Origin of the sequence: Paenibacillus sp. UNC451MF, assembly GCF_000686845.1 — a bacterium.
GTDB lineage: Bacteria > Bacillota > Bacilli > Paenibacillales > NBRC-103111 > Paenibacillus_S.
The window spans coordinates 39,705-62,049 of the sequence record NZ_JMLS01000008.1 but is presented as its reverse complement, the minus strand read 5'-3'; the positions used below and the strand labels follow the sequence as shown (position 1 = coordinate 62,049).

Below are 22,345 nucleotides of genomic sequence, written 5' to 3'. Positions count from 1 at the left end.
GTAGGTTTTATCGCCAATAGCCAAATTCCTATTCTACATAGGGAAAGTCAAAGCCGGCAAGCGGCTTTGACCTTTCCATACACTATAGGGTATAACTACCGGGAAATTAACCTTGCTTTTTATCGTCTACAACTTCGAAATCAGCGTCTACGACATTGTCTTTCTTCGGTGCACCTTCAGCACCAGCGGCTCCAGCATCACCAGCTTGTGCTTGCTGAGCTTGCTCATACAATTTTACGGAAAGCTGTTGAACTACTTCAGTCAATTCGTCTGTAGCGGCTTTGATTTCATCCAAGTTGTCGCCTTCCAGAACCTTTTTGACCTTCTCTTTAGCAGCATTCGCTTTATCGATTTCAGCTTGGTCAACTTTATCTCCAAGATCTTTAATCGTTTTATCTACAGAGTATACCAGCTGATCGGCATTGTTGCGAGCCTCTACCAAATCTTTACGATTACGGTCTTCATCAGCATGGGACTCAGCATCTTTCATCATGCGATCGATTTCTTCATCGGACAAACCGCTGGAGGAAGTGATCGTAATTTTTTGGCTTTTGCCTGTGCCTTTATCCGTCGCGTTTACGTTAACGATTCCGTTCGCATCAATATCGAAAGTAACTTCGACTTGCGGAATACCGCGTGGAGCCGGTGGAATGTCACCCAGGATGAACCGACCCAAAGTTTTGTTATCGTTAGCCATTGCGCGCTCACCTTGAAGCACGTGAATTTCTACGCTTGGCTGATTGTCAGCATAAGTAGTAAATACTTGCGATTTTGTCGTAGGGATCGTTGTATTGCGGTCGATCATTTTAGTGAACACGCCGCCAGCTGTTTCGATACCCAGGGACAATGGAGTTACGTCCAAAAGAACAACGTCTTTTACGTCGCCTGTCAATACGCCCGCTTGAACAGCTGCACCCAGTGCAACTACTTCGTCTGGGTTAACGCCTTTATGCGGCTCTTTGCCGATCAAACGTTTTACCGCTTCTTGAACAGCAGGAATCCGTGTGGAACCACCGACAAGAACGACTCTGTCGATTTGGCTTGCGGACAAACCAGCATCGCTAAGTGCTTGGCGTGCAGGTCCCATTGTTCTTTCAACAAGCGCAGCAGAGATTTCCTCGAACTTAGCACGAGTCAGGTTTAATTCCAAGTGCTGAGGAACTCCGTCTACTACAGTAATAAACGGCAGGGAAACCGTAGTTGTCAATACACCGGAAAGCTCTTTCTTAGCTTTTTCTGCAGCGTCCTTCAAACGTTGAACAGCCGCTTTATCTTTGCTAAGGTCAATTCCTTGCTCTTTTTTGAATTCAGCTACCAAATAATCGATGATAACTTGGTCAAAGTCGTCGCCGCCCAAACGGTTGTCACCGCTAGTAGCTTTAACTTCGAAGAAGCCGTCGCCCAGCTCAAGGATGGATACGTCGAAAGTACCGCCGCCCAAGTCATAAACTAGGATGGTTTGGTCTTCGGATTTCTCCATACCGTAAGCCAAAGCTGCTGCTGTCGGCTCGTTGACGATACGCAATACTTCCAGACCTGCGATTTTACCAGCATCTTTAGTCGCTTGACGCTGGCTGTCATTGAAATAAGCAGGAACCGTAATAACTGCTTGAGTTACAGACGTTCCAAGATATGCTTCTGCGTCAGCTTTCAGCTTTTGCAAAATCATAGCGGAAATTTCTTGAGGTGTATACTCTGTGCCGTCAATGTTTTCTTTATGGTTTGTACCCATGTGACGTTTAATAGAAATCACGGTACGGTCTGGATTCGTGATAGCTTGACGTTTAGCTGTCTCACCGATTACACGCTCTCCATCTTTCTTGAAGCCTACTACGGAAGGAGTTGTACGGTTACCTTCCGGATTTGGAATAACAACAGCTTCTCCGCCTTCCATTACGGCTACGCAAGAGTTCGTTGTTCCTAAGTCAATACCGATTACTTTACTCATGTTGGATTAAACCTCCTTTAATTTACAAACGATCGCTTGAATCATTGATTATATGATTAAGAATGTCATGATAGATGGCAATGAAAATGCTGAAAGAGGAACTAGGAACTCACTTTCACCATTGCAGGACGCAGCACTTTATCCTTGAGCATGTAACCTTTTTGAACTTCTTCCACTACGATGCCTTCCTCATGCTCGTCGGACTCTACCTGCATAATCGCTTGGTGGAACTCTGGATTAAACGGTTGTCCTACAGCATCCATTGCTTTCAAGCCTTCGTTACCAAGAACTTGATCCAATTGACGGAAAATCATATCGACTCCCTTCAACAATGAATCATAATCTTTGCTATCTTTACTTGCGGCTAAGGCTCTTTCGAAGTTATCCACTACCGGAAGAAGCTGCTCAACCACCTTCAAGGAAGCATATTTAGCGAACTCTTCTTTTTCTTGACGCGTACGTCTTCTAAAGTTATCGAAATCCGCTTGGGCCCGAAGGGAGCGTTGGTAATTTTCCTCCGCCAGCTGACGAAGCTGCTCCAGCTCACCGGACTGCTCATTTGCTGCCTCTTGTTGTTGATCTGCTGCAGTATCGGTATCTTCGTTATATGTAGCGTCAACCTCTTGCCCGTTGTCCGCTTGGTTTTCGAATTGGTTTTTTTGTTCAGTACTCAATATCTGTCACCTCCTTGATCCGAATCCGATTGTTATAGTTGTTATTTATTTATTTTAACCAGACCATCCCTGATGTAAGCAAATTTAGTTGAAGGAATCTGCGGATGACCGGATAAAAATTGTTATTCTTCAGCTCGTGGCTGCTTCATCTTAATGACGGTATGAATCCTAAGCACAGCAGCAGCCACCTCTCCTGCTGCTTGAAGTGCATGCAGCTTCACATGAGCAGGATCGACAACACCATGCTCCAGCATATCGATGACGGCACCGGTATCGCAATCGACGCCAAGTGCATCAGTGCCCGCGTTTATTTGCGCCGCCTTCACTTCTTCGACCTTCTCAAGCGGATTGTAGCCCGCATTGACGACGATCTGTGCAAGCGGCTTGCGAAGCGCTTGGGCTACTGCTGCTACGCCGAAGCCCTCCATGCCTTGGATCGTCTCTCTCAGACGATCCAGCTCGTAGGCAGCCGCCATTTCGGCAGCGCCACCGCCTGGCAAACACCCGCCTCGCAGTGCTGCCTGTACGGCGGAGGCCGCATCCCTTGCGATGCGCAGCCGCTCTCCTACAACCTCGCTTGTGCTGGCACCAACGACGATGGTCACCTGCGTCCTGCCCTTGCCCTCAGCCATTCGTACGCACTCGAGACGCTCGTCGTACGAAACGCGTCCGGCGAAGCCCAGGTAGCCTGCAAGCTCAGAGGACGGCTTACGAAGCCCGCTGCGACGGATTGGCCTTGCTCCGGTATACTCGCACACGAGCCTAAGATCGGAGCGCGGTACACGCTGTACGACCATGATCCCATGATCGGTACAAAACTGCTCCGCCTCCGCATTCACGCCCCGATCCGCGATGATAAGCCCAACCTGCAGCTCTACGAGCTTCTCAAGCGACTTACGGAATTGCTCCTTCAGCTGCATTTGCTTCTGAAAGCCAGCCTCGGTCATAAGAGCTTCCTCGTCGATGGTCTCAGGCTCGAAAGCATCCTGAAAAACAAGAACCGATGCCGCATCAGGCGGAAACTCAAGCTGTGAATTGACCGGCTTCTTCTGAATGAGAAGTCCGGGCCACACTTCACTAACGGCTCGGCTGTGTGATACGACCACATCCGCAAATCGGAAGTTTTCCTCCTGCAGCTTATGAACTCCTAATCGCTGAGCTCCATTAAGCACAAGCTCTGCCAAGTCGGAATGCTCACGACCGGCTATATATCCTATACGATACAGAAGCGGATCTTTTAAGCCTTCAATGCGCCGACTTCGCTTAGCAAGCGATGCCAAGGCCGCGGCAACTCCTTGCTGAATCCCTCTGACTACCTTGGCTACGGGAACACCACGAGTAACCTGTGCCACGCCTTCGGCTACCAGTGCTCCCGCTAATACCGTAGCAGTCGTTGTTCCATCTCCTACTTGCTGTTGTTGGGAACGCGCTACTTGAATCAAGAGGCGTGCCGCAGGATGGGTAACGTCCATCTTTTCCAAAATGGTCACACCGTCATTCGTTATAATGACTTCGCCCTGTCCGCCGACCAGCATCGTATCCAGACCCTTAGGCCCGAGCGTACCTTCAACAGCCGAACAAATTGCGCGGATGGCTCCCGCATTATTCAACAGCGTTGCATACGTATCATCGCCTTCGTGTGTGACAGGCTTAATTTGGCTCATTTATACCATCGCTCCAGCATCAGCGTCATATCTTTAGACAAGTGGTCCAGCAAATTAATCACTTTACCGTAATCCATCCGTGTAGGCCCAAGAATACCGATGGTTCCAAGGTGCTTGCCGTCAAACGAATATGAAGCGGTTATAAGGCTGCAATCATTGATCGCTGCAACAGAGTTTTCGCTCCCGATCTTGACTTGAATACCTGAATGCATACCCGTGATCAGCTTTGCAAGCATTGGCGCCTCTGCCAGTAAATCGAGAATGTTCTTTACCTTCTCCATATCCTGAAACTCGGGCTGCGTCAGCATATTGGTTGTTCCGCCCAGGAAAATCCGGTTTTCTTCGTCCTGATCAACAACGTTATTAAGCATCGCCATCAGTTCCTCATATCCTGATACGTAGCTGCGCATCTCCTCGCCAATTTCACTGAACAGCTTGGATTTAAAATGCAGCAGCGGCACATTCTGAAGCCGAGCATTAAGCAAATTGACGAACTTTTCAATTTCCGAGACAGGAATTCCTTCCGGAATCGTTACTGTCTTGTTCTCAACATGTCCCGTGTTCGTCACAACAATAGCAACCGCCGTTCGTTCATTCAGCGGCACGATCTGCAGATGACGCAGCGTTGTGCTGAACATTTCCGGTCCCATGACAATCGATGTATAGTTAGTAAGATTGGACAACATCATAGCTACATGCTGAATGACTTGCTCCATCTCCTGCATTTTTTCCGAGAAAAAACATTTGAGCGCTTCAACTTCATGCTCCGCCAGACTGCCGAATGTGACCAGGTGATCGACATAATAACGGTAGCCTTTATGAGACGGGATACGTCCTGCGGACGTGTGCGGCTGTTCCAAATAGCCCATCTCTTCCAAGTCGGACATTTCATTGCGTATGGTGGCAGGGCTGAATCCCACATTGCCGCGCTTAGATATACTGCGGGAGCCTACCGGCTCTGCTGAACGAATATAATCATCTACGATAGCACTCAATATATGCCGCTGGCGTTCGGTCAACATATTCAACCCTCCCAAAATATTTAACAATTGTATTTGTTTTTACTTAATTAGACTTTTTCTTGAAATACCATTTTTTACTTCACCGTTAGCACTCCGAACTGTTGAGTGCTAATTCATAATACAAAAATAACAGACCCGAAGGTCTGTGTCAAGTCAATCCAACCGCTTCAAAACGGCTATTTCATCGCAGCAATGCTGCTTTTTGCAGTGAATACAGTCGCGCCATACCTTCTCAGGAAAAATCTCTTTTTGCACGACCGTGAAGCCGTTTTTCTCAAAAAAGGCCACTTCATAGGTTAATGCCATAACCTTAGGTATTTCCTGGTGTCTTGCTTCCTCTACTAGAGCATCGACAAGAGATCTTCCGATTCCTTGACCCTTGTAGCCTCCTGTTACACCTAGGGAACGAATCTCTACAAGATCCTGACCTAACCTCGTTAAGGAACCACAGCCGACCAGACGGTCTTCTATAACAGCCACGACAAAGGTATCCAGCTGATCCATCAAGGTTTCCCTTGATCTCGGCAGCATAATCCCTTGCTCTGCATATCCTTGTATAATTTCATATAATGTATCGATGTCCTGTTCTGTTGCTTTTCTGCATGTGACTGCCATAGAAAACCCACCATTCATAGTAAAAATTAGATATGAATAAATATACAACAAGACGCATAAAAAATTCAATAAGAAATATGCACAACCTTGTTAATTTCAGGGAATGGACATATAAGAAAAAACCTGGCCAAGGCCAGGTCTTTCCCATCCTAACTATTCGCTCAAAAATTCACCGAACACTTCATTCCCCAGGAGAACTCCTTGAGACGATAAGCGATAGCCTATGTCTGTGCTCTCCAGCAGCTGCAGCCCAAGAAGCTTGTTTAGTTCGCTTCCGAATACCGTCTCTAATTCCCGCCCAAACTGCTTGGAGAAGTCCGCTCTATCGACACCACGCAGCAAACGCAATCCGACCATCATGAAATCTTCCATAGCATCCTGCTCGCTGATCTCATACTTTTCAAGAATAGGCAGCCCCTCACGGGTGGCATCAATATAAGGCTGAACGCCCTTGATATTGATATGGCGATTTCCGTACGTATAGCCATGTGCGCCAGCACCCATTCCGTAGTAGCTGCGGTTCAACCAGTACATGCTATTATGTCGGCTTTCGAAGCCGGGTTTAGCGAAATTGCTGATCTCATACTGTGAATAGCCGGCTTGCTTCAACCTATCCATAATAAGCAAAAACATATTCAGTTCTTCGTCTTCCTCTGGCAGAGGAAGCTGATTTTTCTGATACAAGGTATGGAACAGCGTATTCTCTTCCACTTTCAAGCTGTAAATGGAGTAATGAGGCAGATTTAACGCTAATGCCTTGTCTATTGTATCGTTCATGATCGCTACTGTCTGCTTAGGTAGACCGAACATTAAATCGATAGACAAATTAGTAAAGCCGACTTTACGAGCATTCTCGAGACTACGATATACATCGTCCGTATTATGAATTCTTCCGATCCCTTCTAAAAGCGCATTATCAAAGGATTGTACGCCGAAGCTGATTCGGTTAACGCCTCCTTCTTTCATCGCCTGCAGCTTTTCCAAGTCCGTTGTGCCTGGATTAGCTTCCATCGAAAATTCGATATTTGGTGATGGGTTAGGGAAATAGGTCTTCACTCTCTTCAAAAAGCTCTCCATCTGGTCCGGCAGCAATACAGTTGGAGTTCCACCACCTACAAAGATCGTTTCGATTTCCCCTGGCGGCACCGCGGCAACCGTCTGTTCCATCTCACGCTCCAGTGCGTCCAAATAATCCATTACCGGTTGGCCCTTTAACACGAACGAATTAAAATCGCAGTAATGGCATTTATTCGTGCAAAAAGGGATATGGATATAGACAGCCTGAGGCGTTTCTTGCCGTTGATACATCATCTTAAGCTCCTCCCTCCCCTTCTAATGGAAAAGCAGATGCGCTTGCTGGGCGCACCTGCCTCCTTAAGTTTTACTCGTCTATTCTTAATACGGCCATGAACGCTTCCTGCGGAACCTCTACGCTTCCGACCTGCTTCATCCGTTTCTTACCTTCCTTCTGCTTCTCCAGCAGCTTCCGTTTACGTGAAATATCGCCACCGTAACATTTTGCCAATACGTTTTTGCGCATCGCTTTGACGGTTTCCCGGGAAATAATTTTTTGTCCGATCGCAGCCTGAATAGGTACTTCGAACATTTGACGCGGAATCAAATCTTTCAGCTTTTCGCAAATAATCCGTCCGCGGTTGTAAGCACGGTCACGGTGAACGATGAATGACAAGGCATCCACCTGCTCCCCGTTCAGCATAATATCCATCTTCACCAGATTGGATCTTCTGTAACCCGATAGCTCGTAATCGAAGGATGCATAGCCTTTCGTGCTCGATTTCAATTGATCGAAGAAATCGTAGACGATTTCGGCCAACGGAATTTGATACGTTAGAGTAACACGTGTCGTATCCAGGTATTCCATGTTCACGAACTCGCCGCGTTTGCCTTGGCACAGCTCCATAATCGCTCCGACATAGTCGTTAGGCACGATGACAGCCGCTTTGACGTAAGGCTCTTCAACGAAATCGATCTTGCCGACCTCAGGGAATAACGATGGATTCTCAATGCTGATGACTTCGCCGTTGGTTAAAGTGACCTTGAACACAACGCTTGGCGCTGTCGTAATAAGCGGGATATTGAATTCCCGCTCAATCCGCTCTTGAATAACATCCATGTGGAGCAATCCAAGGAAGCCGCAACGGAAACCAAACCCCAGTGCAGTGGAGGTTTCAGGCTCAAAGCTGAGTGAAGCATCGTTGAGCTGCAGCTTCTCCAGCGCTTCACGCAAATCGTTGTAGTCGCTAGTCTCAATCGGATACAAACCGCAGAATACCATTGGGTTAATTTTGCGGTAACCTGGCAGTGCTTCTGGAGCTGGATTTTTCGCATCAGTCACTGTATCCCCGACACGCGTGTCTCCAACATTTTTAATTCCGGCTACAATAAAGCCTACATCCCCGATATCCAACGAATCGACAATGGACATGCGCGGCTTAAATGCCCCTACCTCAATAACTTCAAACACTTTTTCCGTTGCCATAAACTTGATTTTGGAGCCTGCTCGAATCGATCCGTCAATTACCCTAACGTATACGATAACCCCTTTATAAGGGTCATAGTGTGAGTCAAAGATAAGCGCCTTCAGCGGTTGGTCAGGACTTCCCGTAGGTGCAGGAACGCGCTGTACAACCTGCTCCAGTATTTCCTTTATGCCGATACCAGCTTTAGCCGAAGCCAGAACTGCGTCGCTTGCATCAAGTCCAATGACATCCTCGACTTCCTGCTTAACCCGTTCAGGATCAGCACTCGGCAAATCGATTTTATTAATGACCGGCAAAATCTCCAAATTATTATCCAGCGCCAGATATACGTTAGCCAATGTTTGCGCCTCAATCCCTTGGGCTGCATCCACAACTAACAGTGCGCCTTCACAGGCTGCCAAGCTTCGTGATACTTCATAAGTGAAATCGACGTGTCCCGGCGTATCGATCAAATTTAAAATATATTCTTCTCCGTCATCCGCACGGTAGTTTAAACGTACGGCCTGCAGCTTAATCGTAATGCCCCGCTCCCGCTCCAGATCCATTTGGTCCAGAACCTGCTCCTGCATCTCACGCGAGGAGAGCGCTCCAGTGAACTCAAGGATCCGGTCGGCCAAGGTCGACTTCCCATGGTCAATATGGGCAATAATCGAAAAGTTTCTTATCTTCTTCTGTCTTGCTTGAATATCCATCTACGGAGACCCTCACTAACCTACAAATTTACAATACCTCTAATTATAGCAGTTGTGTGGTTGCTCAGCAATGGATGCTTGACGGAAAGCTTTTTAAGTGATGGTATCGAACAGAGCAACAAACAGCTTGATAGTATGAAAAGCCAATATTTGCAGCAGCTCGCCTATTTTGTTGCCAAGTCTGTTGATGCCTGATGCTTTGGATATCTCTGCTTTAGGCTCAGGAGGCTCCACCTGTTCCTTGGCTTTCTCTTCTTTCATTGTAGACGGAGCTGTCGGCTTGGGGGTGGGGACATTCGTCTTTGTATCCTGCTGTTTGACGGCTGGCTGCCAAGGTCTGACTATAGCTGCGTCTGAGGCCATCGGACCCTGGATTCTCTCGACACCCCGTGTCGCCAAATCCACTCCAAAAAAGATACAGAACCCGATACAAAGAATGACAATCAGCAGCCTGATATAAAACTTTTTCATCGATATCCGCCCCCGTTGCTCCCAGCTTTAATCTAATTTTTCTTAACGTCCTTACCATCGTTTTGTAAGCTGCCATCTACTTTTTGGACATTCAGGACGACCTCAGTAATGGCTTGTGCGAGCAGATCTACGGTCCGGTAGCATTCTTCAAGAGAATTGTCTACGCCGCCAACTTCAATAAGCACACTATTTGTAGAGAAATTTTGATTGTATACTCCGTTGCCTTCTGCTGCCTTCGCGAACATCCCTTTCGATAACCCGGGATACTTGGCTTCCATCGCTTGATGGATTTGGGAGGCGAACTGTTCGTTTTCTTTCCAATCCGGATTTTTACCCCCGATAATGAAATACAGCTGGGCATAGTCTTTTCCGTTCAGTGTCACAGTGGTTTTCTCGCGGCGTTGAGAATCGCGGTGAATATCAAAGTAAAACTTCAAATCAGGATGGGATGTGGTTGCTTCTTGCAAAGTTTTCAACGAATACTTATAGGAATAAGGGTAATAGAACTTTTTCTCGATGGCCGGATAGTTGAGGTCGGAGTGAACCGCTCCTATGCCGTCTTGTTCCAGCTTCTGCGCAAGCCTCAGTCCAACCAGCGTTACATTCTTCTTGGAATCGTACGCTTTATCAGGATCTGTAACTCCGGGAAGCTCTGGTAAATACGATTCTGTGTTATGCGTTTGATAGATGAAGGCAACATTTTTCCCGGCTGTCTTGGGAGGCTGTGCTGCCGGGGTTGGTATAGCAGGTCCTGCTACAGCATCTCCTTCTTTGGGTGCTGTAGGATTTGCAGTAATAGAGCCCTCTGCTCCTTCGCCATTTTTCGGGAGCGCATCCGCTTTGGGACTGTAATCCTCCGGGCCATCGTCCCCCGTCGTGCTGCTTTTGCGAAGAACCACTGAGCGATCCTCCGTCAAGCCTGGCATCTCCCTAGCGATGAATGTCTTGGGATCCTTTACATTGAGGTCTGTAACCAACGAGAATAAAAATCCGGAGACGTTAGCCTGCGAAAAGGTAAACGATTGACGGTCTTTTTGCAAATGAGGCATTTCCATCCCCATCATATCCATAAAGAATTGACTCGATACGGCCGCTGCCAACCCTTTCATGGAAGAGGATGGTGTCGTGCTTGTCCATCTCGCTTGAGCGTAGCCTAGCAATCCTAATGCTATGAAAAAAAACAGGCAGCCTACTGTTAAAAAGCTAACTATTCGGATATACACACCTAGTTCTTGTCCCGCTTTACGATATTTGTTTAAATTCACCGTTACTGCAGTCCATTTCAATTTGGTTCCCTCCTTAGAGCTTTCCGTAGGAAAGCTTTCTTCGTAAGCATTGCTGAGCTTTTGAGCTTCCATAGGAAAGCTTCCTAGCAAGCTATCACACTACCTTCCAGCGTCGTCCAGCCTTCTAATTCAAATCTATGAACGTTTGCTAGAAGATAGAACTACAATTTCATAGTCATAGAAGTCCGTTGATTCTATTTAGAAGAGTTCAAGTACATAAAAAAACGCCAAGCTTCCGCCGCAAATTTGCAGCCTCGCCTGGCGTTTTTAATGGACTTTTGTGATCATTAATTAATGTGTATAAGCCGAAACGTTGTCCGCATCGACTGCTTCGTGAAGGGCAGCATTCAAGCCGCTTGCAATAATGTTAGCAATGTCCTCAATAAACTGATCGATCTCTTTAGGTGTAACGAGCAAATCATGGCCAAGAGGATTCAATACTTCCTTCACCAGCTCAAGTCGTTCATTTTCCTGCATATTATCCAAGAGACCTAAGATTTTGCCTGTATTGTCGGTCTGTTTTTGAAAATGGTTATGCATCATATCGAATGCATTGTTGACGATCGTGGAGGCAAAAACAACCGTAGGCACACCGATAGCTATAACTGGCACTCCCAAAGTTTCCAGCGTCAATCCTTTACGCTTATTGCCTATCCCAGACCCGGGGTGAATACCGGTATCGGCAATTTGAATCGTCGTGTTCACTCTTTCTAATGAACGGGAAGCCAAGGCATCAATCGCGATGACCAAATCGGGCTTGGACTTTTCCACGATCCCCTGAACGATTTCTCCTGTCTCAATCCCCGTAGTACCTAGAACACCCGGAGCAACTGCGCTGACGGGGCGATATCCAGGACTGACCTGACCAGGCATCAGTTCGAAGTAATGGCGGGTAACCATAATATTTTCGACGACAATGGGTCCTAACGCATCAGGAGTGACGTTCCAGTTGCCGAGACCTATCACCAATACTTTAGCCATGGGATTTATATTGAGCTTTGCCAAAAAACCTTCGAATTCCTTTGCGATAACCATAGCGACACGATCCTGCAGATCGCTGTCTTTTTGACGAAGCTCAGGAACTTCAATAGTAATGTAATGACCAGGGAGCTTACCGATAGCGCGAGAGCCTTCATCAGAGGTAATATCAATCGTACTGATTCGTATTCCTTCTTGGTTTTCAACTGACCTATGTACTCCTGGAATCGTTTGACCGGTTGCGGAAGCCAAGTCATGCGCTTCTAGTGCTAAATCGGTACGAACCGAATAGGCGCTCAAATCCATTGGGCATTTCTCCTTTCAACGTAAGCATGCGTAATTAGTGTGTGACAAAGGGAATGACGCTATTCAAACAATTGTCAGACCTGCCCAATGACTCTATTGCATTTTAATATGGGTCATGTTAGAATATCTAGAGTTGTCAACAAATAGGCACCGAATGATTTTATGCAAGTCGTATTAGGAGGTGAACGTCAATGCCGAACATTAAATCCGCGATTAAAAGAGTAAAAGTAAGTGAAAAGCGTCGTCTTCGTAACGCATCTCACAAATCCGCTCTTCGCACTGCAGTTAAGAGCTTTGAAACTGCTGCAGCCAGCAACAATGTGGACACTGCAAAAGCAGCCTTGATTGCTGCCAGCAAAAAACTGGACAAAGCAGCAACTAAAGGTTTAATCCATAAAAATGCCGCTGCCCGCAAAAAATCCCGTTTAGCGAAAAAACTGAACGCGATTTCTGCTCAGGCTTAATACCAAAAACGACCGATTCCCATGGGAATCGGTCGTTTTTTATACCCTCGTTTATTGCTTCAAGCTATGAGCTTAAGAAGAAACATTTCTAGCCCCAATACCTTATCGATTTTTCCGCTCTTCATTTGATAATCCAAATCAGATAGTTGGTTTAAAATATCCGCGAGCTGCTTCAATTCAAACCGGTTGCTTTGCCCTGAGGCAATCTTTACAGCGTAAGGATGGAGCCCTAGCTGGGAAGCCATTTGCTGCTGAGAATACCCTTGCTGCTGTAGATCCTTCACTTGAAACATGATTCGGAACTGGCGGGCGATCAGAGCCATAATCTTAATCGGTTCTTCCTTTCTGCGAAGCAGCTCCGACAGCATCGTGAACGCTTTCTCCAATTGAAGCTGAACAATATGTTCTATCAATATAAAAATATTTTGTTCTATCGAACGTGTTACCAGCTGCTCTAACGCATCCTCTGTAAGCGTCCCGCCGCGACCTACGAACAGCGCACACTTTTCCAATTCACTGGATAAAGCCTGTAGGCTGGTTCCGGTATACAAGATGAACTGCTCTGCTACTCCCGGTGCAAATGTGAATCCGGCTTTGTCCGCCTCTTGCTTTACCCAATGCGACAAATCGTCAGCAGATAGCGATGCACAAGAAACCAAGCAATCTGCTTCCTTCAATGCTTTGACCAGCTTCTTTCTTTCATCGAGCTTGTCCGCATCTACTGTAAGCACGACAACGGAAAAATCGGTCGGCGCCTTCATATATTCAGTCAAACGTTCAGGTTTATGCTCTACTTTGGTGCTTTCCTTTGCACCGGTAAGGAATAATGCGTTCGTTGCAATAACCAGCTTGCGAGGCACCATAAAAGGGAGCGTCTCCGCTTCCTCAATTACCGTATCCAATGACGTTTCCGACAAGTCATATTTGGTTACCGCGAACGGCCTTTGTTCCGGATCTACAAGACGATCCGTCAGCTTCTCAATTAATGCGTGGATCAGGTACGATTCAGCACCATAGCACACGTAGACCGGGGCAAACTTCCCCTGTTGAATTTGTTTCAACGCCGTTTTATAATCCATCTCCGCTCCCCCTACTTTCTTCTTTTGACATTGTAGCAACAACAAAGGGATTACGTCAAAACCTGCAGGTTTTGAACATAATCCCTTTGCACGAAACCCCATCTATATAAACACTATGAGGAAAGCTCTAGAAACCTTCCCCGTGGTGATCATACGACGCGCTCGTAGTGTGATGCTACACCATATTATATTACGCCGCGCCCGATTGGTGACTGGCCGCGGCATAAACCATTATTTTTTTATTTCTGTTTTGTCTTTTACATTAATGACATAGGTATTTGTTCCCGATTCATTACTTACACGATAAGTAAGCATCTGCCCCTCTGTCCATTCAACCAGTTCCATCTTGTCTTTCACCGTCCATGTGTTACTGGAAGTAAACAGTACCTTCTGCTGATTGTCTGTAATAACAACCTGACGCTTATCATTGATAGCAGCCACATAGCCTTTATCCGGAGAGGTTAGCGTACTTGGATTGCCAGACGAAGACACCGAATACTGTTGGTTAATTCCCATTTCCTCCGGTTTCGTCTTGTTGGCAGCATCGCCATTCGACTGGGCTCCGGGCGCAGCATCATTCTGATTACCCGCAAAAGCGGAAGCATTGCCACCCGTGCCATCCGATAACGTTGAGTCCGGATTTACAAATGATTGGGCCGGATTCGGAACCGTCATTTTATTAACTGGAGCACCGCTTCGACCTGCGGGCGATTCTACTGGCGGAGGAGCTAATTCCTCATTAACAGGTGCATCCTGCGGCTGCGACTTAGTAGATGGTGTTGAAGTTGGAATTTGATCATTAACTGTACCTTGATCGGCAGAACGCTGCACCGGTTCCTTAGAAGGTTCCTGCTGCCCTAATCCAGTACTTACGCTTTTCTTTAACGGAGTATCAGCACTTGGCGGCTGAACCTTATTTTCTTGACTTTGGGCAGGGGCCCCCAAAGGAGCTTTTGCAGTGGAATCCGGCTTGACTGTATCCATTGCTGCCTGCTGATCCGACGGGTTGGCCGCACTGGACGATTCTGCAACCCGTTTGCTGTTTGCTCCTGAAGCAGGGTCCTGCTTTGCTGTACTCTCAGCCTTGTTTTGAGTGGTAGAGGACATCAGCATGGATCCCGCATCATTCATCCCGCCGCGCTGCTCCTGCTGCTCAAACACGAAAAACCCAAGTACCAGACCAGCTGCAACCACACCGCCCACAATCCGCATGGAGACAAGTCCCCGAATTCTTTTTCGCCATCCTACTGCATGCTCGACTTGAGCCCTAGCTTCTTCCGTAAGTGGTGTCTCCTTATACTTATCAGGTAGAGGAGCGACAGGTGCAATCGGGTATTCCACTGCAGGGAAGCCTTCATCAATTCTCTGCAGCTTCGGCATAATAGCATCCACTAAGCTGTAAGCTGGAGTTACTTTAGGTAATTGCTCCAGTTCCTGAGACAAAGCTGCCAAACGCTGGAACAGTTCCGTACATTCCGAGCACTGCTGCAAATGCCCCAGCATTTGTTCATATTCTAATTCATCGAGATCCTGATCGAGGTATCTCTGCATGAGTTCGATCACCTCTTGACACATCATCCCGCACACTACCTTTCTGAACAATTCACAATTGATATTTACAAATACGAAGCAGAATAAATAAGACCCAGATGAACTCACGCAAACCGACGAAGTGAATTAGCCTCTGATAGCATCACTCTTGGTTTTTTTGTAATCCTGCAACAATGTTTGTAACTGCTGCCTTGCCCTGAATAAATAGGACTTCACCGTGTTGATGGGCAAATCCAAAGATTCGGCAATTTCGTTGTAGGAAAAATCCTGCAAATATCGCAGTACAACAACCGATCGATGATGTTCCGGCAGCTTATCAATTGCCTCTTTAATATCTTGGGCAATATATGCGGACATAACCTCATCTTCTACCGTCTTGTTTGCAGTAAAGTTAAGCTCATGCTCGTCGATGGAAACGGTAGGCTTGGACCTTCTGAATTTGTCTATGCATAAGTTAGTGACAATTCGTTGTACCCACGTTTTGAACTGAGCTTTTTCTTCATAAGAATTAATTTTGGTATAAATACGTATTAACGCTTCCTGTGCGGCATCCATAGCGTCCTGCTCATTCCCCAGAATGTAATAAGCAGTTCGATATACATGATTTTCTATTTCACGCAGTAGGGTAATTAGAGCGTCGCGATCGCCCGATTGGGCAGCCTTTATCAGTTCTGGCGCTACCACTGGGATCCCCCTCTCTTGCAACTATATAAACGAACGTAACGAATAAAATGTTGCACTCAATGAACTCTACTAAGAATATCAAATTTTGGCGTGCAGGTATACCTGAGTTCGATATGCTTCTCCGCATGAAGAATGACTATCTTATCTTACATAAAAAAATCCCGCATGCCTGCAGCAGCATGACGGGAACGGGAAAGACCAATAATAGATTTCGGATGAACAGCAGACCGTTCGATAAATCGTATATTTGTCGGAACTTTTATTGCAAGCGTTCACAAATAAGAGTATATTTCTATTAAAAATAAGAACATATCATATAGCTCACAGATGTTTGTTGAATATTGCATGATAATCCAAAAATTGTATATGTAATAATCAATTATATTTTTACAGCTTTTTTCCACAAAGATTATTGTCATGTTCACCAATGACCCTTGTCGTAAATTGTTGTAAAATGATGAGCAAATGAACCAGTTGCTTTGTCTTATTTATAGGGAGGGTTTATAAATGTCTCTTGGTCGAGAGGATCGCATTTTTTGGATTGATACGATGAGCAGAATTGCTCAGCCCGTGCTTCATCATTTAAACCACCGTCAGTTAAAAGAAAAAATGCCGATCGAACGTAAGATGGATGATCGACATATGTACACGTATTTGGAAGCACTAGGCCGCTTATTGACCGGTATGGCTCCGTGGCTTGAAAACGGCAGCCGTGATGGAGAAGAAGGCAGACTGCGTGAGCGCTATGCCGATCAGGCCAGAGGTGCTATTGATGCGGCTACTGATCCTTCGTCACCTGATTTTATGAATTTTTCCGAAGGCTACCAGCCCATTGTCGATGCTGCTTTCTTATCGCATGCTCTGGTACGTGCACCAGAAGAATTATGGAACAAGCTTGGGGAGAATGTTAAGAAGAATGTTATTGAAGCATTGAAGTCTACCCGTACCCGCAAGCCTTACTATAACAACTGGCTGTTGTTCTCGGCCATGATCGAAACGGCACTGTACCGTGCAGGTGCTGATTGGGACAGAATGCGCGTCGACTATGCTCTTAGGCAGCACGAACAGTGGTATAAAGGCGATGGCATCTATGGAGACGGACCGGATTTCCACGCCGATTATTATAACAGCTTCGTTATCCAACCTATGCTGGTAGACATTATCAGCACGCTTAAGGGAGAAGATCCTGCGTGGGCAGATATGGAAGAGAAAGTTGTCTGCCGTGCCCGCAGGTACGCCGTTCAACAGGAAAGATCCATCTCTCCTGAAGGAACCTTCCCTGCGGTTGGACGATCGTTGGCATACCGATTCGGAGCCTTCCAACTGCTCAGCCAGATGGCTCTTCAGCATCAACTGGACGCAAGCCTTGAGCCTGCTCAAGTACGATGCGCCTTAACCGCCGTAATGCAGCGCATGATCAACGCACCGGGGACTTTCGACGATAATGGCTGGCTTACGATCGGTTTTTGCGGTCATCAACCCGAAATTGGTGAAACCTATATTTCTACAGGAAGTCTCTACTTATGCTCTGCCGTATTCCTGCCTCTTGGCTTACCTGCCGAAGACCCGTTCTGGCAAGGCGAGGCGGATTGGACCAACAAGAAAGCATGGAGCTCTCAGAGCTTCTCTATAGACAAAGCACTTTATTAATAAATCAGCACTTTTATGAATTAGTGAAAAAAGCAGCGACCTGTTTAGACAGGCGCTGCTTTTAACGTTTATAGTATAGCCTTTCTCTTTAAACTCCCAATAAGCGTTCAAGCACTGCTGTCGGATGGAACACCTGTCTTCCGTTCTGACACAAACACGCCTAGAAGTATGACGGCGATACCGATCCACTGAAGCACATAAGTCGTTTCGTGAAGCAGCAGTGCGGAACAAATAATGACGACCGGCAGTTCCACAGAGCCTAACACAGCAGCAAGACCGGTCTCGATAAAAGGTGCTCCCTTAGCATACAGGAATGGAGGTAGAATCATGCCGAATACGCTTAATAATATCCCCCATTTCCATAACCCTTGGCTGAGCGATCCGTTCCAGAGAAACTGCGGCGGCATCAAGATCAATACGATCAAGGCAGCCCCCGTAATCATCCATGTGCTGCGGACCAATGCAGGCAAATGAGTGGCTACTCTACCGCTGAAGAAGATAAACATCGTATAGCAGCAAGCGGCTAACAAACCGAGTCCAATCCCACTTGCACTTGGACGGTCTATCGTACCCGATAAAATACCGGAAGCCAGTACTGTACCAATAAGTGTCAGCACCATAGCTATCCATTGGAAAAGCGTCGGCACTCTTCTTGCCACGAACCAATCGAACAGCATCCCCATCCATGTAAACTGGAACAGAAGTAATACCGCAAACGATGCGTCCAGCACCTGCAATGATTGGTAATAAAAATATCCTGTTAGACCTGTAAACGTACCGCCCGCAATAAGCTTCACAATAATGCCGCGCGATATTCCCTTCATTTGACGAAGCTTCGGTAAGCTTAACAGCCACAGCACAATCAACCCGAACAGAACTTGGCTGCCCGTAATTTCCGATGCCGTAAATCCGCTTTGATAACCAAGCTTAACGAATGTAGACAACACGCCATAAGAGGCGGCGCCCAACAAGACGAACCAAATGGCCTTCCAACGGTTCTTAGATGTCATGTCTTTTCCTTCTTTATAAATTCCCTCACCCACCCATGAAGTCTCGTTAAAGACTCACACAATCTAACACTATAAGGGAACCGACAGAAATATTCAAGCAATCGTTTCTCTTTTATCACGTCCCCCATATATTGGAGCAGCTTTATGGGAAGAAAAATCGAAACAAACCTGAACTCTATTCGTAGTATATGTAATTGCATCGGAAGCCTATAATGGAATCTAAAGCATTCCTATTTTCTATCGAAAGGACTAATCTCTATGGACTTTGCTCTGTATGCTACCTTGTCGCTCATCGTACCTATTCTAGTTTTACTGGGAATCATAAGCGTCAAAATCATTTCCGGAAAGGCATTCCAAACAACGATTATACTCCCTTCGATAGCATTACTGGACAGACCCCTATTGAAATTCATGAGGAAAAACAGGAAAAAGAAGAACGGGACGATCAAGGAGATGATAAAGACAAGCATCTCATCAAAAAAATAAAATATACACGTGGAGGCTAATCCTCACGGTTTAATATCTTGCCATTTCTTTGTTTTTTATGACAGAATCAATACGACAAAATGAATAAGTAAAACTTCATTAACGCGTTTCAGCAAACCTGGTGCGCATTCGGATTGTTCCATCCCGGATAATCATTTGTATCTCCCCCTGGTTGTCCGTACGTAAAATATGGACGTTCCTCTCTTCAAGCCTGCCAACTACCGTTGGATGGGGGTGTCCGTACACATTGTGCTGGCCAACGGATATCACTGCATATTTCGGCTGCCATGCATCCAGCCAAGCGGCCGTGGTGGACGTTTTACTGCCATGATGAGCGACCTTTAGAACATCAATTTGTCCTGAAGGCAGGGGCTGCTGTCCTCTAATCAAAACATCAGAAGAAACATCCGTTGCAGGAGCCCCGTTGATCATACGGAGTACAGCTGCTTCAGAGGCTTGTTCCATATCCCCCGTAAACAGCCACCTGGTTCCTTGCATCTCCATCAAAAAGACAACCGACTCCGCATTTTGTTCCTTCTCAAGACGGATACCTGTCTCACCTTGCTTCGCAGGCAATGGATAGAGGAACCGAAGGAGTGTGTCTTGATCGACCTGCAATACGTCACCAGCATAAGCTTTTACCAGCTTGACCCCATAATTTAATGCTGTTTGAAACAACTCCTCCGCCCCCGCTGTCGGTTTCGCCGTTCCATTGAATATGAGCTGCTTGACAGGAATTTGCTCCAGCACCGATTGCAGTCCCCCAATATGGTCAGCATCCTGATGAGTAACGATTAAATAATCAATTTGCTGTACCCCTCGCTTTTTCAACAAAGGTACGAGGAGCTTGCGCCCTACTTCATAAGGATCAGATCGCTGCTTCCATTCTTCACCCGACTTGCGAAAAGTAACCGTACCTCCCCCATCGACTAATATGATGCTGCGACTCTGTGGAGAACGAATTAACATGCTGTCACCTTGTCCAACATCCATAAAGAATACCTGCCCCTCCTGGCTCCACAGTGCCGGCTGGTAGGCGAACAGCAGCATAGCTATGAGACTGACAGAAGACACGGGAAGAAGCATGGCTTTCACAGGCACTTGCACCTTAAAGCCTGTAAATTTTTTCTTGGTAGATAATCCGTTAAGCATGGGACCGTTAAGCTCATCACCCTGAAGAGCTTCTCCCTTGCCTTTTCTGTTAAGCAAGCCATAAATAAGAAGGCTCCATGCCGCATAATAACCGATGATCCATACAAGACCAGGGGTCGGCCAGATCGTTTGAAACAAATGCCATTTGCTTACTGCCGATACGAGCGCAAAGATCCAATCGTTCACTTTGGCAACAAGCCATGCCAAAGCTTGCCCAACCGGATTCGAGGCGAAGCTTATTAATAGTGCAGCTGTACCGGCAGGCATGGTAAACATGCTGAATACCGGTACCAATGCAAAGTTGGCCGCTAAAGAAAGCAGTGAGAACTGATTGAAATAGTAAATCGATACCGGGAAAGAAATACACTGAGCGACGATCGTAATAGATAGCGCATCTCTCCAGGATTTTGAGCGAATTGGCATAAGCTTGTTCGCAGAGGGAACTCCAAGAATTAAACCAATCGTGACTAGGAAGGAAAGCTGGAAGCTAACATCCAGCAAATAATAAGGCTCCCACAGCAGCATTACACATCCGACGATCAGGACCGTATGAAGCCCATCCTTTAGAGTATGGCGGTAAGCGGCATACAAACCGAGCATAGCCATCAAGCCCGCTCTGATAATGGAAGGAGAGGCTCCTGTCACTGCGATGTAGACGGGCATCATCAGCATCGCCGTAATCAAATACGTCTCGCGAGTGAATCCCAACCTGCGCATGATCCATAGCAAGCATGCTAAAAATACAGCAACATTTAAACCTGATATCGCAATAATATGTGTAAGACCTAGCTGAGAAAATTGCTGGAACTGCTGTGGATCAATATCGTCCGTCAATCCGATCAGCATTCCTTTCATGAAACCTGCCTGCTCCTTTGGAAACAAGCGTTCAACACCCTCACCCAGCATCGAGCGAAACGAATCGTTCCATCGAAGCACATGTCCAAAAGTCCATGAATCTGGGGCTGCTCTGTAAACGCTAGAGATGCCTTTTACAGTGATTTGCCAATGGATATGCTGGAATCGCAAATAATGGCGATAGTCAAAGCCCCCAAAGTTACGTGATTCACCTGGTACCTGAAGAGAACCCTCCAGCTTCACTTGGTCACCACGCTGCCAGCTCATGGCTTCTTGCTGCTCTTGTTTGGATAACAATCTAACGGAAACCGCGAAGCGTTCCCCATCGTAATCATTGGATCGAATAATAAAAGCAGCCTTATCACCATCAACCTCAACCTGGTTTACGATGACCCCATTCAGGCTAAAATTTGCTGCCTCGGAAGTGCCTTCAACAATCCCGCTTTGATTGTGGCGATCATAATCTTCATAGTATCCAGCAGCTATAAATATGATAAGAAGCAAGCATACTGCTTGGGACCACGGTTGTCGAAGCATCCATAACCATATTACAGCAATACCCCCAGCGAGACTGGTGTAGAGAGATAGCCAAGATAATTCTGCTGTATAAGCCAATATATAGCCGAAAGTCCAAAGCAATGTAAAGAGAACAATAGGCCGATTCACTTCGCTCCTCCTTTAAAATACAAAAAAAAGAACCTCCTTCGATAAACGAAAGAGGTTCTTCCTCATTAATGCTGTACTTCGGTCATTGTGCCTGACGGAGGCTCATAGGTTTCCAAATGGCGTAGCGTAATACCTTTTTGTACCATCAATGCCTTTACCTTATCACTGTCCTTCGGATAGGAGCGATGGTATACAATTTCACTAATACCGCTATTAGCCAGCATATTCGCGCAGGTCCAACACGGCTGATCAGTTACGTAAACCACAGAACGCTCCCTATCTTTCGGGTCTGTAAATAAAAGTAAGTTCTGTTCGGCATGAATCGTGCGGATACAACGCTGCTTTTTGACAACCTGCTCCGTGCCGCCTTGCTCTACCATTTCATACTCTTCAACCAGCATGCATCCGGCCTCAGAGCAGTCCGGAACTCCCATAGGAGCTCCGTTATATGCGGCACCTAGCAGTTTCTTCCCTTGCACAAGTACCGCTCCAACATGCCTGCGGCTGCATTGGGATCGTGTTGATGCCATGTACGCCATATCCAAGAAGTAAGTATCCCAATCTTTGCGAGTCGTCGTCATGTTTTTTAGC

At 46.5% G+C, this 22,345-nt stretch carries 19 protein-coding genes; 3 read left to right on the top strand and 16 right to left on the bottom strand.

Annotated features, from left to right (window positions below; all coding sequences use genetic code 11):
* Positions 1-106 precede the first annotated feature (106 nt).
* The 10 genes from dnaK to gpr all read right to left on the bottom strand — a co-directional run bounded on the left by dnaK (position 107) and on the right by gpr (position 12,157).
* Positions 107-1,948 carry a molecular chaperone DnaK gene (gene dnaK, locus BP97_RS0111335; protein WP_028549201.1) on the bottom strand — a complete coding sequence of 614 codons (1,842 nt, stop codon included), beginning with the start codon at positions 1,946-1,948 and terminating at the stop codon, positions 107-109.
* A gap of 101 nt (positions 1,949-2,049) precedes the next feature.
* The gene (grpE, locus tag BP97_RS0111330) at positions 2,050-2,622 is read right to left on the bottom strand and encodes a nucleotide exchange factor GrpE (RefSeq protein ID WP_028549200.1); all 573 of its coding nucleotides are present in this window, start codon (positions 2,620-2,622) and stop codon (positions 2,050-2,052) included.
* 122 nt (positions 2,623-2,744) lie between these two features.
* Positions 2,745-4,286, bottom strand: coding sequence for a TCP-1/cpn60 chaperonin family protein (locus BP97_RS0111325; protein ID WP_028549199.1), 1,542 nt, complete (start codon positions 4,284-4,286; stop codon positions 2,745-2,747).
* Positions 4,283-5,308, bottom strand: coding sequence for a heat-inducible transcriptional repressor HrcA (gene hrcA / locus BP97_RS0111320; protein WP_028549198.1), 1,026 nt, complete (start codon positions 5,306-5,308; stop codon positions 4,283-4,285). The genes BP97_RS0111325 and hrcA overlap by 4 nt, the downstream gene beginning before the upstream one ends.
* Positions 5,309-5,461: 153 nt before the next feature.
* Positions 5,462-5,923, bottom strand: coding sequence for an N-acetyltransferase (locus tag BP97_RS0111315; RefSeq protein ID WP_028549197.1), 462 nt, complete (start codon positions 5,921-5,923; stop codon positions 5,462-5,464).
* 153 nt (positions 5,924-6,076) lie between these two features.
* Complete coding sequence (hemW, locus tag BP97_RS0111310; protein ID WP_028549196.1) at positions 6,077-7,231, bottom strand: radical SAM family heme chaperone HemW; 1,155 nt, start codon at positions 7,229-7,231, stop codon at positions 6,077-6,079.
* Between the two features lie 73 nt (positions 7,232-7,304).
* The gene (lepA, locus tag BP97_RS0111305; RefSeq protein WP_028549195.1) at positions 7,305-9,116 is read right to left on the bottom strand and encodes a translation elongation factor 4; all 1,812 of its coding nucleotides are present in this window, start codon (positions 9,114-9,116) and stop codon (positions 7,305-7,307) included.
* Positions 9,117-9,209: 93 nt separating this feature from the next.
* Positions 9,210-9,587 carry a DUF3679 domain-containing protein gene (locus BP97_RS0111300; protein ID WP_028549194.1) on the bottom strand — a complete coding sequence of 126 codons (378 nt, stop codon included), beginning with the start codon at positions 9,585-9,587 and terminating at the stop codon, positions 9,210-9,212.
* A gap of 32 nt (positions 9,588-9,619) precedes the next feature.
* A complete protein-coding gene (gene spoIIP, locus BP97_RS0111295) occupies positions 9,620-10,945 on the bottom strand; it encodes a stage II sporulation protein P (protein ID WP_081824064.1) in 1,326 nt (441 codons plus the stop codon).
* Positions 10,946-11,164: 219 nt separating this feature from the next.
* Positions 11,165-12,157: a GPR endopeptidase gene (gpr, locus tag BP97_RS0111290; protein ID WP_028549192.1), complete on the bottom strand. Its 993-nt coding sequence runs from the start codon at positions 12,155-12,157 to the stop codon at positions 11,165-11,167.
* Between the two features lie 191 nt (positions 12,158-12,348).
* Here gpr and rpsT point away from each other — a divergent pair, with 191 nt between their 5' ends.
* Positions 12,349-12,621 (top strand): 30S ribosomal protein S20, encoded by a 273-nt coding sequence (gene rpsT / locus BP97_RS0111285; protein WP_028549191.1) that lies wholly within the window; start codon positions 12,349-12,351, stop codon positions 12,619-12,621.
* A 59-nt stretch (positions 12,622-12,680) separates the two neighbouring features.
* Here the strand turns inward: rpsT and holA are convergent, their stop codons facing one another.
* The 3 genes from holA to BP97_RS0111270 form a co-directional block, all read right to left on the bottom strand.
* A complete protein-coding gene (gene holA, locus BP97_RS0111280; protein WP_028549190.1) occupies positions 12,681-13,700 on the bottom strand; it encodes a DNA polymerase III subunit delta in 1,020 nt (339 codons plus the stop codon).
* A gap of 231 nt (positions 13,701-13,931) precedes the next feature.
* The gene (locus BP97_RS0111275) at positions 13,932-15,275 is read right to left on the bottom strand and encodes a zf-HC2 domain-containing protein (RefSeq protein ID WP_269321908.1); all 1,344 of its coding nucleotides are present in this window, start codon (positions 15,273-15,275) and stop codon (positions 13,932-13,934) included.
* A gap of 102 nt (positions 15,276-15,377) precedes the next feature.
* Positions 15,378-15,935 (bottom strand): RNA polymerase sigma factor, encoded by a 558-nt coding sequence (locus BP97_RS0111270; protein WP_028549188.1) that lies wholly within the window; start codon positions 15,933-15,935, stop codon positions 15,378-15,380.
* A gap of 507 nt (positions 15,936-16,442) precedes the next feature.
* Between BP97_RS0111270 and BP97_RS0111265 the strand changes: the two genes are divergently transcribed.
* Complete coding sequence (locus BP97_RS0111265) at positions 16,443-17,585, top strand: DUF2264 domain-containing protein (RefSeq protein WP_028549187.1); 1,143 nt, start codon at positions 16,443-16,445, stop codon at positions 17,583-17,585.
* A 107-nt stretch (positions 17,586-17,692) separates the two neighbouring features.
* Here the strand turns inward: BP97_RS0111265 and BP97_RS0111260 are convergent, their stop codons facing one another.
* Entirely contained in the window at positions 17,693-18,595 is a 903-nt protein-coding gene (locus BP97_RS0111260; RefSeq protein WP_028549186.1) for an EamA family transporter, read from the bottom strand.
* A gap of 212 nt (positions 18,596-18,807) precedes the next feature.
* Between BP97_RS0111260 and BP97_RS35965 the strand changes: the two genes are divergently transcribed.
* Complete coding sequence (locus BP97_RS35965) at positions 18,808-19,101, top strand: hypothetical protein (RefSeq protein WP_231506279.1); 294 nt, start codon at positions 18,808-18,810, stop codon at positions 19,099-19,101.
* A 79-nt stretch (positions 19,102-19,180) separates the two neighbouring features.
* Here the strand turns inward: BP97_RS35965 and BP97_RS0111250 are convergent, their stop codons facing one another.
* Together BP97_RS0111250 and BP97_RS0111245 are read right to left on the bottom strand one after the other, a co-directional pair.
* Complete coding sequence (locus tag BP97_RS0111250; RefSeq protein ID WP_028549185.1) at positions 19,181-21,754, bottom strand: ComEC/Rec2 family competence protein; 2,574 nt, start codon at positions 21,752-21,754, stop codon at positions 19,181-19,183.
* A gap of 65 nt (positions 21,755-21,819) precedes the next feature.
* Positions 21,820-22,335, bottom strand: a complete 516-nt coding sequence (locus BP97_RS0111245) for a deoxycytidylate deaminase (protein ID WP_028549184.1) — start codon at positions 22,333-22,335, stop codon at positions 21,820-21,822.
* Positions 22,336-22,345 lie beyond the last annotated feature (10 nt).